General features: G+C 72.7%; 9 protein-coding genes. 2 read left to right on the top strand and 7 right to left on the bottom strand.

Annotation, left to right across the window (positions count from 1 at the left end; all coding sequences use genetic code 11):
* The first annotated feature begins 27 nt into the window (after window positions 1-27).
* Complete coding sequence (locus tag AQJ64_RS10825; RefSeq protein WP_055633376.1) at window positions 28-1,029, top strand: LacI family DNA-binding transcriptional regulator; 1,002 nt, start codon at window positions 28-30, stop codon at window positions 1,027-1,029.
* 34 nt (window positions 1,030-1,063) lie between these two features.
* Here the strand turns inward: AQJ64_RS10825 and AQJ64_RS10820 are convergent, their stop codons facing one another.
* A complete protein-coding gene (locus AQJ64_RS10820; RefSeq protein WP_055633377.1) occupies window positions 1,064-2,068 on the bottom strand; it encodes a sugar ABC transporter substrate-binding protein in 1,005 nt (334 codons plus the stop codon).
* Window positions 2,069-2,253: 185 nt separating this feature from the next.
* Window positions 2,254-3,177, bottom strand: a complete 924-nt coding sequence (locus AQJ64_RS10815; RefSeq protein WP_055633378.1) for a LysR family transcriptional regulator — start codon at window positions 3,175-3,177, stop codon at window positions 2,254-2,256.
* A gap of 81 nt (window positions 3,178-3,258) precedes the next feature.
* On the opposite strand from AQJ64_RS10815, the gene AQJ64_RS10810 reads away from it, so the two are divergent.
* The gene (locus tag AQJ64_RS10810) at window positions 3,259-4,188 is read left to right on the top strand and encodes a DMT family transporter (RefSeq protein ID WP_059202587.1); all 930 of its coding nucleotides are present in this window, start codon (window positions 3,259-3,261) and stop codon (window positions 4,186-4,188) included.
* A gap of 64 nt (window positions 4,189-4,252) precedes the next feature.
* Here AQJ64_RS10810 and AQJ64_RS10805 read toward each other — a convergent pair whose 3' ends face one another.
* The 5 genes from AQJ64_RS10805 to AQJ64_RS10785 form a co-directional block, all read right to left on the bottom strand.
* Window positions 4,253-5,260 carry a phosphotransferase family protein gene (locus tag AQJ64_RS10805; protein WP_059202586.1) on the bottom strand — a complete coding sequence of 336 codons (1,008 nt, stop codon included), beginning with the start codon at window positions 5,258-5,260 and terminating at the stop codon, window positions 4,253-4,255.
* Window positions 5,261-5,341: 81 nt separating this feature from the next.
* Window positions 5,342-6,802, bottom strand: coding sequence for a rifampin monooxygenase (gene rox, locus AQJ64_RS10800; RefSeq protein ID WP_338059988.1), 1,461 nt, complete (start codon window positions 6,800-6,802; stop codon window positions 5,342-5,344).
* 287 nt (window positions 6,803-7,089) lie between these two features.
* Entirely contained in the window at window positions 7,090-8,088 is a 999-nt protein-coding gene (gene meaB / locus AQJ64_RS10795) for a methylmalonyl Co-A mutase-associated GTPase MeaB (RefSeq protein WP_055635272.1), read from the bottom strand.
* Window positions 8,085-10,277, bottom strand: coding sequence for a methylmalonyl-CoA mutase (gene scpA / locus AQJ64_RS10790; RefSeq protein WP_055635271.1), 2,193 nt, complete (start codon window positions 10,275-10,277; stop codon window positions 8,085-8,087). The genes meaB and scpA overlap by 4 nt, the downstream gene beginning before the upstream one ends.
* Window positions 10,277-12,085 carry a methylmalonyl-CoA mutase subunit beta gene (locus tag AQJ64_RS10785; RefSeq protein WP_055635270.1) on the bottom strand — a complete coding sequence of 603 codons (1,809 nt, stop codon included), beginning with the start codon at window positions 12,083-12,085 and terminating at the stop codon, window positions 10,277-10,279. The genes scpA and AQJ64_RS10785 overlap by 1 nt, the downstream gene beginning before the upstream one ends.
* Window positions 12,086-12,183: the final 98 nt, after the last annotated feature.

The following is a 12,183-nucleotide window of genomic DNA, read 5'->3' as shown; positions in this document are numbered from 1 at the left end:
GACGCTTCGGGCAGGCAGCGGCCCACGATGGCGGACGTCGCCGCGAGGGCGGGGGTCTCGCGGGCGCTGGTCTCGATCGTGTTCCGCAACCAGCCGGGCGCGAGCGAGGAGACCCGGGAGCGGGTGCTGAAGGTCGCCGACGAGATCGGCTACCGGCCCGACAGCGCGGCCCGGCTGCTCGCCCGCGGCCGCAGCCGCACCCTCGGCGTGATGTTCACCGTGCAGCAGCCCTTCCACACCAACCTCATCGAGGGCATCTACCCCGAGGCCGAACGCCTCGGCTACGAAGTCCTGCTGTCGGGCTCCACCCGCAGCCGCAGCGAGGAGAAGGCGGTCGAGGCGCTGCTCAGCCACCGCTGCGAGGCGCTGATCCTGCTCGGTTCCTTCGCCGAGCCCGCGTTCCTCCAGGAACTGGGGCGCCGCACCGTCGCCGTCTCCGTCAGCCGCCGGGTCCCCCACGCCCACGTCGACTTCGTCCACTCCGCCGAGGGCAAGGGCGTACGGCAGGCCATGGACCACCTCGTCGAACTGGGGCACCGCCGGATCGTGCACATCGACGGCGGCCACGGCCCCGGCTCGGCCGAACGCCGGCGCGCCTACCGGGCCGCGATGCGCCGGCACGGACTGGAGTCCGGGGCCCGGGTCCTCCCCGGCGACCACACCGAGGTGTCGGGCATCGAGGCGGGCCGCACCTTCCTCGCCGAACGCGAGCAGGGCCGGCCGCTGCCGACCGCGGTCCTCGCCGGCAACGACCGCTGCGCCATGGGCCTGCTGATGTCCCTGACCCGGGCCGGCGTCGAGGTGCCCCGCGATCTGTCCGTCGTCGGCTACGACGACAGCCACCTCTCCCACCTCATGCCCATCGGCCTGACCACCGTCCGCCAGGACGCGGTGCTGATGGCGGAACACGCCGTGCGCTATGCCGTCGAACGGCTGGAGAATCCCGAACTCCAGCCGAGGGAGGCGGTGTTGGAGCCGAAGCTGGTGGTACGGGGGAGCAGCGGACCGGTGCCGCAGGGCGCGGCCTGAGACGACGTACGGACCCTGACGCCGGCCGCCCCGGTCAGCGGGTCCCGTTCGCCGCGAACTTCGCCACCGAGTCCACGTTGTCCTTGGTGATGAAGGCCGGTCCGGTCAGTACGGGCGCGGTGCCGCCGCCGCTGACGTTGCCGTTGTTCTTGTACAGCCACAGGGCGTCCACGGCCAGATAGCCCTGGAGATAGGGCTGCTGGTCGACGGCGAACTCGACCGTGCCGTCCTGGACGGCCTTCACCAGCGACTCGTTGAGGTCGAAGGTGGCCACCTTGGCCTTGGTGCCCGCGTCGGACAGCGACTGCACGGCGGTCAGCGCGATCGGAGCGCCGAGGGTGACCACCTGGTCGATGGAGCTGTCCTGCTTGAGCTTGGCGGTGATCGTCGACTTCACCGTCGGCATGTCCGTGCCGTTGACGTAGAGGATGTCGGTCTTGCCGCTGAAGCCCTTCTTCAGACCGGCGCAACGGGCCTCGAGGGCGACCTGCCCCTGCTCCTGGATGACACAGAGGGCGTGCTTGGCGCCGAGCTGGTCGAGCCGTTCGCCGAACGCCTGGCCCGCGATGTTCTCGTCCTGGCCGAAGTACTCCAGCATGCCGAGCGACTTCCAGTCGTCGACCCCCGAATTGAAGCCGACCACCGGGATGCCGGCCGCTGTGGCCTTGGCGACCACGTCCTTCATGGCCTCCGGCTTGGCGGCGGTCAGCGCGATGCCGTCGACCTTCTGGTCGATCGCGTTCTGCACCAGGTTCGCCTGGTTGCCGGCGTTGGGATCGCTGGAGTAGACGAGCTTGATGTTGTCCTTGGCGGCGGCCGCCTGGGCGCCCTTGCGGATCAGGTCCCAGAACGTGTCGCCCGGGGAGGCGTGGGTGACCATGGCGACGGTCATCCGGGGGGTGTCGGCCTTGCCCGCGGAGGCTCCGTCGGCGCTCTCCTCGGCCTTCTTCCCGCCGGAGCTGCTGGAGCAGCCGGCCGCGAACAGGGCGCCCGCCAGGGCGGTCGCGGTCAGAGCGGCGGCTCGGTGATGTCTGCGCATGTCCCTGGCACCTCGCTGTGCTGGTCGGGGTGGGTGCGGCCGACTGCGGCGGCCCGCCCACTAGAGCGCGTCATTAGCGCGCTCTAGTGGCATGACTATGGAGCCGTCCGCCGGTGATGTCAACGTCGATGTCATGACGTTTTGACAAGGTGCGGGGCGTGGCCGAAGGCGAGAACTCCGAGGGGCTACGCGCGCGGGGCCGGGTCGCCGCCCCGGTCGCGTACCGTCCGCGCCGCCCGCCGCAGTTCGGCGAGGACGGTGCGTACCGCTCTGCGGGCCGCGCGTTCGGGGCGGTGCAGTACGTCGATGTGACGGGCGGCGTGGATACCGCTGAGCGGGCGCAGCACCACCGCCGGATGCGGGCGGGAGGTCCAGCGCGGCATCAGGGCGACCCCGCCGCCCGCGGCCACCACCTCCGCGACCACCGCGATCTCGTTGATGCGATGGACGATCTCGACCCTGCGTCCGGCGGCGGCGGAGACGGCATCGACGGTGGCCATCAGCGGAAAGCCGTCGTGCACGGTGATCCAGGGCTGATCGGCGACCTCCTGGGGCGTCAGCGCGGGCCGGGCGGCCAGCGGGTGGTCGGCGGGCAACGCGATGTCCAGGGGTTCCCGCAGCAGCGGGGTGGCCGTCGCGGTCCGGGGCCAGGGCGGCGCGTGGTCGAGCCGGTGGGCGAGGACGAGGTCGTAGTGGCGGGTCAGCGGCGGGAAGTCGTCCTGCGCCACGTCCTCGTCGTGCAGGGAGACGAGCGGCGACCCCGGTGTGCCGAGGCCCCGCAGCAGGAGCGGGAAGAACGCGGCGGCCCCGCTGTGGAAGGCCGCCACCGACACCGTGCCGTCGGGCCGTTCGACGAACTCGTCCACGGCCTGGCGCGCCCGGGCCAGCGCCGTCTCCACCCCGACCGCCGCGTCGGCCAGCGCCTGACCGGCGGCCGTGAGGACCAGCCGCCGCCCGTCGCGCTCGGTGAGCGGCACCGGAACCGACCGCTGGAGCAGTCGCAGCTGCTGCGAGATCGCCGAGGGCGTCACCCGCATCGCCTCGGCGGCCGCGGTGACGCTGCCCAGCTCGCCCAGTTCCCGCAGCACCCGGAGCTGCCTCTCGTCCATACCGCGAGTGTAGCTTTGCTTAAGGGTTGTTTGAGCAACTCGTCGTTTACTTCAAAGTGCAGGTCCGCAAGGGTGGATCCCATGCCAGCCACCCGCCGTACGGACGTGGTGCTGCTGGCCGTCGCCGTCGTCTGGGGTTCCAGCTATCTGTCGGCGAAGACGGCCACGGCCACCACCCCGGTCCTCCTCGTCCTCTTCCTGCGCTACGCCCTCTCCGCCGCCGCCTGCGTCGCCGTGGTCTCCGCCCTGCGCGCGAGGTCCGGCCCGCTCACCCGGGACGAGGCGGTGCGCGGCTCCCTGCTCGGGGTCACCCAGGCCGCCGTCCTCGTCCTGGAGACATACGGCGTCGCCCGCACCAGTGCCGCGAACGCGGGCCTGATCATCAGCCTCACCCTCGTGCTCACCCCGCTGCTGGACCGCGCCGGACGCCCCGGCGGACCGCCGCCGGCGTTCTTCCTCGCCGCCGGTGTCTGCGTCGCGGGCGTGGGCCTGCTCGTGTCGGGTACGGGTCTGCGCGCTCCCGGCGCCGGTGATCTGCTGATGCTCGCGGCGGCGGTGGTCCGGGCGGGCCATGTGGTGCTCGTCGGACGGCTCACCACGGGCCGGGCGGTACGACCGCTGCACCTGACGACCGTGCAGGTCGTCGTCGGCACGGTCCTGTTCCTGCCCTTCGCGGCGGCCGGGCTGCCGGAGCTGGCCCGTATCGACGCCGTCACCTGGGCCCAGCTCGCCTATCTGGCCCTGTTCTGCGGCCTGTTCGCCTTCCTGGCGCAGACCTGGGCGGTACAGCGCACCTCGGCGACCCGCGCGAGTCTGCTGCTGGGCACCGAACCGGTGTGGGCCCTGCTGGTCGGCGTCGGCTTCGGCGGCGAACACCTCACCGCGCTCTCCGCCCTCGGGGCCGCGCTGATCGTCACCGGCACGTACTGGGGGCAGACCGTCGAACGCCGCACCCGCCGGCCCCGCCCCACCGAACCGGCCCGCCGCCCCGAACCGGCCCCGTCTCCCTGAGCCCCGGACCGACCGCCCATGGCCGATTCGACCGGTCTCCCCCCGGAGATCCGTCAGAAGGGCCCTAGCCGAGCGCGCGCAGTGCGGCCACGCGCTCGGCCAGGTAGGTCCGGCACCAGGCGAGGTGGTCGCGGTCCTCGTAGCCGCGCGGACCGCACTCCACCACCACCAGCAGTCCCAGATAGAGGCCGTAGAGCGCCAGACGGTGCCGGAGGGCGGGGGTGAAGTCGAGCCGGCCCCCGGCCTCCCGGTATCCGGCGACGAGATCGCTGTCCGGACCCACGTCCCCGCCGAGCTCCAGGGAGACCAGCTCGGCGGCCGGGTCGCCCCAGAAGGCCCGTTCGTGGTCGATGAGACCGGTGATCCGCAGGTCCGGGCCGTCGGCCCCGTCCGCATCGGAGACGCTGACGAAGATGTTCCCCGGCCACAGGTCGAAGTGGACCAGACACGGCCGGGTGACCTCGTCCAGCGCGGCCCCGCCCGCCGCCACCAGGGCCCTGATCTCCGCGTGCGACGCCCCGAGTTCGGACCGCCAGTACGCGGCGTCCGCCAGCAGCGCGTCCACCATGGCGGTGAACGCCGTCCGCCAGCCGGGGGCGGACAGCCCCGACTCGGGGGCCGGGTAGCCGAACCGGCCGTCCTCGGGGACCAGCGTGTGCAGCCGGGCGGTGATCCCCCCGAGTTCGCGCCGCAGCGCGCTCTCGGCCGGGGCGGACAGCCGGTCGGCCACCTTGTCCCACGGGGTGCCGTCCAGCACGGCCACCGCGAGGAAGTCCTCGCCCGCGTACAGCAGGTCGGGGGTGGGCACCCCGGCACCGGCCGGGGACGCGAGCCGCCGGTACACCGCCGCCTCGGTCGCCATGATGCCCCGCTCGTAGCGCAGGACGGGGGTTCCGACGGGCGGCGCGAGCTTCACCACCGCCGTGCGGCCGTCGTCGAAGCGCACCCGGTAGGCGGTGTTGAACCAGCCGTCGGTCAGCTCCGCCTCCAGTCGGCACCCGACACCCGCCGCCCCGCGCATCAGGACGTCCAACTCCTCGGCGGACAGCCGGCGTTTGGTCAGGCTCTGCATGCGGCGGCTCGCTTCCGGTCGTCGGCACGGGATGCTGGGAGCGCTCTCATTCTGCGGGGTGCGCCGATCCCGGTCCAGGTCTCAACCGCCCGCGACGCCGAACCACAGGGACAGCTTCCCGGCCAGATCCCCCTGGTCCTCGCCGACCCACACCACATGACCGTCCGGCCGCAGCAGCACCGCGGGCACGTCCAGCTCCTCGCCGACATCGACGACATGGTCGACCCGGTCCGCCCAGCCCGCCACCGACAGCCGGCCGGTCCGGTCGAGCAGCAGCCCCCGCCCGCCGTGCATCAGCGGGTACAGGCGCCCCCGCTCCTTCAGCGCCACGTCCCGCAGCCGTCGGCCGAGCAGCTCGTGGCCCTCGCCGACGTCGTAGCGGACCTCGACCGCGGTGATCATCCCGGTCACGTACCGGTTCACCTCCTCGATGTCCATCAGCCTCGAGAACAGCTCCCGCAGCGCGGTCGGACCCGGTTCCGCCCCCAGCAGCGTGATCGCCGCCCGGGTGTTGTCCAGCACCCGTGCGCCCACCGGGTGGCGTTCGGTGTGATAGCTGTCCAACAGCCCTTCCGGGGCCCAGCCGGCGACCTCGGCGGCCAGCCTCCAGCCCAGGTTGAACGCGTCCTGGACACCCAGATTGAGCCCCTGCCCGCCGGTCGGCGGGTGGATGTGCGCCGCGTCACCGGCCAGCAGCACCCGCCCGGCCCGGTAGCGCTCGGCCTGCCGGGTGGCGTCGCCGAACCGGGACAGCCAGCGCGGCGAGTGCGCCCCGAAGTCGGTGCCCGCGAAGGCCCGGAGCTGCCGCTTGAACTCCTCCAGCGTCGGCGGCGCCGCCCGGTCCTCGGCCACCCCGTCGGCGGGTACGAGGACCCGGTACGCCCCCTCCCCGCCGGGGGCCGCGCCGAAGCGCAGCTGGGTCCTGCGGACCTCCTCCACCACGGCGGCGATCCTCGCCGGATCCTCGGCCAGCTCCATCTCGCCCAGCAGTGTCTCGACCGTGGCCGGCTCACCGGGGAACCCGATCCCGAGCTGTTTGCGCACCAGGCTGCGGCCGCCGTCGCACCCGACGAGGTAGCGGGAGCGCAGCCGCGTCCCGTCCGCCAGCTCGACGGTGACCCCCTGCCCGTCCTGGCTCACCCCGACCACTTCACAGCCGCGCCGGATCTCGGCGCCGACCTCGACGGCCCACTCGTTCAGCAGCCGCTCGGTGACCGGCTGCGGGGTGGCCAGGCCGTATGCGTGCGCCGTGTCCAGCCGGTCCGGCCACGGCTTCATGATGCCGCCGAACAGGCCCCCGACCGAGAACTTCTCGCTGACCGCGAGGAACCGCTCCAGCAGCCCGCGCTGATCCATGATCTCGACACTGCGCGCGTGCAGGCCCTGCCCCCGGGACTGCGGGGTCGGCTCGGTCAGCCGCTCCAGCACGACCACGTGCACGCCGTGCAGCCGCAACTCGGCGGCCAGCATCAACCCGGTCGGCCCGCCGCCCACCACGATCACGTCGATCATCGAAACACTCATACGTCGCGCATCCCCGATTTCCGCAGTTTCCGCGGGGTTCCCCGCTCAGGTCGGAAATTCTGCGGCAGAGTGGGGGCCTTGCCGCAAGAGCCCCACTCTGCTATAGGTTGAGAGTGGCGAGGAGCGGACGACTCCTCGCCTCTGTCATGCGTGTGCACCGCGTTCCGAAGCCGGGCACCATCCGCTGATGCGCGCGAGAAAGTCGGCCGCCGACGAACGGGTGACCTTCGTCGCGGGGGACGGCGGGCCCTGGCTGATCGACGACCTCGACCCGCGGCCGCGGGGCGCTCGTCCGCGGACCGGGTTCAGTCGTCGACCGGCGAGCGCACCGGCCCCCCGAACGCCCCGAGGATCCGCTCGGCCGCCAGCGTGGCCGTCAACCCGCCGTCCCTGACCTGCTGTTCGAGGGCCGGCGCCAGGGCCCGTACCGCGGGATCGGCGTGCAGCCGGCCCAGGAGTTCGTCGCGGACCATGCTCCAGGTCCAGCCGACCTGCTGGTCCCGGCGCTTGGCGGTGAGCCGGCCGGTCGAGTCCAGCAGCGCGCGATGCTGTTCGAGACGCTCCCAGACGGTGTCCAGGCCGGTCGACTCCCGGGCGCTGCAACTGAGCACCGGCGGGGTCCAGGCCGGGTCGGGGCCGTGCATCAGCCGCAGGGCGCCGGCGAGTTCGCGTGCCGCGGCCTTCGCGTCGCGTTCGTGCGGGCCGTCCGCCTTGTTCACGGCGATCACGTCCGCCAGCTCCAGGACGCCCTTCTTGATGCCCTGGAGCTGGTCGCCGGTGCGGGCGAGGGTGAGCAGCAGGAAGGAGTCGACCATGTCGGCGACCGCGGTCTCGGACTGGCCGACGCCGACCGTCTCCACGAGGATCACGTCGTAGCCGGCCGCCTCCATCACCACCATCGACTCCCGGGTCGCCTTGGCGACCCCGCCGAGGGTGCCCGCACTGGGGGAGGGGCGCACGAAGGCCGCCGGGTCGACGGCGAGGCGTTCCATCCGGGTCTTGTCGCCCAGGATGGAACCGCCGGTCCGGGTCGAGGACGGGTCGACGGCCAGCACCGCCACCCGGTGGCCCAGCGAGGTCAGCAGCGTGCCGAAGGCGTCGATGAACGTCGACTTGCCGACCCCCGGCACCCCGCTGATCCCGATCCGCCGCGCCCGGCCGCTGTGCGGAAGCAGCGCGGTCAGCAACTCCTGGGCCAGCGCCCGGTGCTGGGGCCGGGTGGACTCGACGAGGGTGATGGCGCGGGCGATCAGCGCCCGCTTCCCGTCGAGCACACCCTTCACATACGCGTCGACATCGATCACAGCTCGTGCCCGAGGTCGGCACCCAGCCTCGCCACCAGGTCGTGCGCCGCGTCCGGGATGACCGTGCCCGGCGGGAAGACGGCCGCCGCGCCCATCTCCAGCAGCGTCGGCACGTCCTGCGGCGGGATGACCCCGCCCACGACGATCACGATGTCCTCGCGCCCCTCCTCCGCCAGCTGCTCGCGCAGCGCGGGGACGAGGGTGAGGTGTCCGGCGGCCAGGGAGGACACCCCGACGATGTGCACGTCCGCCTCGACCGCCTGCCGGGCCACCTCGGCCGGGGTCTGGAACAGCGGGCCGACGTCCACGTCGAAGCCGAGGTCGGCGAACGCGGTGGCGATCACCTTCTGGCCGCGGTCGTGGCCGTCCTGGCCCATCTTGGCGACCAGAATGCGCGGACGGCGGCCCTCGGCCTCCGCGAACGCGTCCACCAGGGCGCGGGTGCGCTCCACGGACGGGGACTCGCCTGCCTCGTTGCGGTACACACCGGAGATCGTACGGATCTGGCTCGCGTGCCGCCCGTACACCTTCTCCAGGGCGTCCGAGATCTCGCCGACGGTGGCCTTGGCGCGGGCCGCGTCCACCGCCAGCTCCAGCAGGTTGCCCTCGCCGCCGGCGGCCCGTGTCAGCGCGTCCAGCGCGTCCTGGCAGGCCCGCTCGTCCCGCTCCGCGCGCAGCCGCCGCAGCTTCTCGATCTGCTGGGCGCGTACGGAGGAGTTGTCGACCTTGAGGACCTCGATCGCCTCGTCGTTCTCCACCCGGTACTTGTTGACCCCGATCACCGGCTGGCGCCCGGAGTCGATCCGGGCCTGCGTCCGGGCCGCCGCCTCCTCCACCCGCAGCTTGGGGATGCCGGCGTCGATGGCCTGTGCCATGCCGCCCGCCGCCTCGACCTCCTGGATGTGCTGCCAGGCCTTGCGGGCGAGGTCGTACGTCAGCTTCTCCACGTAGGCGCTGCCGCCCCACGGGTCGATGACCCGGGTGGTGCCGGACTCCTGCTGGAGCAGCAGCTGGGTGTTGCGGGCGATGCGCGCCGAGAAGTCGGTGGGCAGCGCGAGCGCCTCGTCGAGGGCGTTGGTGTGCAGCGACTGCGTGTGGCCCTGGGTGGCCGCCATCGCCTCGACGCAGGTGCGCGTGACGTTGTTGAAGACGTCCTGCGCGGTCAGCGACCAGCCCGAGGTCTGTGAATGGGTGCGCAGGGAGAGGGACTTGGTGTTCTGCGGGTCGAACTGCCTCACCAGCTTGGCCCACAGCAGCCGTGCCGCCCGCAGCTTGGCGACCTCCATGAAGAAGTTCATGCCGATCGCCCAGAAGAACGACAGCCGTGGCGCGAACGCGTCCACGTCCAGCCCGGCCTCACGACCCGCCCGGATGTACTCCACCCCGTCCGCGAGCGTGTACGCCAGCTCCAGGTCGGCCGTCGCCCCGGCCTCCTGGATGTGATAGCCGGAGATGGAGATGGAGTTGTAGCGGGGCATCCGCTGCGAGGTGTACGCGAAGATGTCGGAGATGATCCGCATCGACGGCTTCGGCGGGTAGATGTAGGTGTTGCGGACCATGAACTCCTTGAGGATGTCGTTCTGGATGGTCCCGGCCAGCTTCTCGGGCGGTACGCCCTGTTCCTCCGCCGCCACGATGTACAGCGCCAGGATCGGCAGCACGGCGCCGTTCATCGTCATCGACACGGTCATCCGGTCCAGCGGGATCCCGTCGAACAGCTGCCGCATGTCGAGAATCGAGTCGATCGCCACGCCCGCCATGCCGACGTCACCGGTCACCCGCGGGTGGTCGCTGTCGTAGCCGCGGTGCGTGGGCAGGTCGAAGGCGACCGACAGGCCCTTCTGGCCGGCCGCGAGGTTGCGGCGGTAGAAGGCGTTGGACTCCTCGGCCGTGGAGAAGCCCGCGTACTGACGGATCGTCCAGGGCTGGTTGACGTACATCGTCGGGTACGGGCCGCGCAGGTACGGGGCGATGCCCGGGTGGGTGCCCAGGAAGTCCAGGCCCTCCAGGTCCTGCCCGGTGTACAGCGGCTTGACCGCGATGCCCTCGGGAGTCTCCCAGAGCAGGTCGTCCCCGCCGGCCGCCTTCTTCACGGCCGTACGCCACTCGTCGGCGCCGCCGTCGGCGGCCGGGGTCCCCAGCTCGATCCCGGAGAAGTCGGGGAGGGAGGGGCCAGAAGGGGCGGTCATCAGGACACTCCCATGCGGTCGAGGGCGGCGGACAGGACGGCGACGGCGTCACAGCCCGCGAAGACGTACGCGTCGACATCCGGGTACTGCCCGGGACGCCCGGCGAGGAACACCTGCGTGGCACCGGCGGCCTTGAGCCGCGCGGCCTCCGCGTCGGCCCGCTCCTCGTACAGCGCGTCACTGGAGCACAGACAGGCCTCCAGGGCCCCGCTCTCCTCGAACGTGCCCTCGGTGACCGGCTCGATCCCGCCCGCCTGGAAGAGATTCGCGGCGAAGGTCAGCCGCGCGGTGTGCGCGGCGGCCGGGCCGAGCGCCGCCAGGAAGACCCGCGGCCGGGAGCCGGTCGCGGCCAGGTGGGCGTCCGAGCGCGCCCGCAGCTCCTCGAACGCCTCGTCGCGGCGCACCCGCGGCAGACCGCCGGAGCGCGGGGAAGGCGCGCTCTCCCGGACGACCGGCTTCTCGGCGAGGAACGGGAACTCGCTGACCCCGGTGATGGGTTCGCGGCGCTTGGCGAGCCGCTTGGAGCGCTCCGCCCAGGTCGTCGCCAGGTCGGTACGGATCCGGCCCGAGCGCAGTACGGCCGCCTGGCCGCCGTCGCGCTCGATCGTGCGGAAGAACTCCCAGCCCGCGTGGGCGAGTTCGTCCGTGAGCCGCTCCACGTACCACGAGCCGCCCGCCGGGTCGATGACCCGGGCGAGGTGCGACTCCTCGATGAGGATCGTCGAGGTGTTGCGGGCGATCCGGCGCGCGAACGCGTCCGGCAGCCCGAGCCCGTCGTCGAACGGCAGCACGGTGACCGAGTCGGCCCCGCCCGCCCCGGCGGCCAGCGTGGCGACCGTCGCGCGCAGCATGTTCACCCACGGGTCGCGGCGCGACATCATCACCGGCGAGGTCACCACGTGCTGCGCCTGGGCGCCCGCGCCGGGCGCTCCGCACACCTCGGCCACCCGGGCCCACAGGCGGCGCGCGGCCCGCAGCTTGGCGATCGTCAGGAACTGGTCCGCGGTGGCCGCGTAGCGGAACTCCAGCTGGGCGCAGGCCTGTTCGACACTCAGTCCGGCCTCGGTCAGCGCCCGCAGGTAGGCGACACCGGTCGCGAGGGAGGCACCGAGCTCCTGGGCGGCCGAGCCGCCCGCCTCGTGGTACGGCAGCGCGTCCACCGTCAGCGCCCGCAGCCCCGGGTACTCCTCGGCGCACAGCCGAGCCAGCGCGGCGGCCGGCCCGAAGTCCACGGCCTGCCCGGTACGGGCCTCGTGCCCGAGCGGGTCCGCGCCCAGACTGCCGCGCGCCGCGTCCTTGCCGACGCCCCGCTCCTCGTACAGCCGCAGCAGCTCCCGGGCGGCCGGCTCGACATCCCGTCCGGCGTCGAGGACGACCGGCGCCAGGTCGAGGAAGACCCCGTCGAGGACCGCGCCGAGCGAGGAGACCGGGATGCCCCCCTCGCCGACGACCAGCCACAGGGAGGTGACGCCGTTCTCCAGGTCCGTGAGCACCGCACCGTTGTCGGCCACCTGGTGCCGCTGCCGTACGTCCCACCCCCCGAGCGTGTTCCCTTCCGGCCGGCCGGACCGTACGAAGGGGGCGAACCCGGGGAAACCCGGCTCGGGCGCGGTGTCGTGCGCGGTGTACAGAGGACGGGTGCGCAGCCCGTCCTCGAGCGCGGTGGACAGGGCTTCCTCGGCCTGAGCGCCCTCGACGTCCTTGCCCGACTTGCGCAGCACGCCCGCGACGAGGCGCTGCCACTGCTCGTGGGTGGAGTCAGGGAACTCGGCGGCCAGCTCAAGCCCGTCGTCAGGCAGGACCGTCATGCTCGGATGGTAGGCCAGAGGCGCAAAGGGGCAGCAGAGGGCGCGGCTGTGACCTTTCCCTCTCCGAACATGTGACTCCCTTCACCGGCCGTTACGCC

Source organism: Streptomyces griseoruber (assembly GCF_001514205.1).
Classification (GTDB): Bacteria; Actinomycetota; Actinomycetes; order Streptomycetales; family Streptomycetaceae; genus Streptomyces; species Streptomyces griseoruber.
This window is presented reverse-complemented; position numbering and strand designations above follow the sequence as displayed.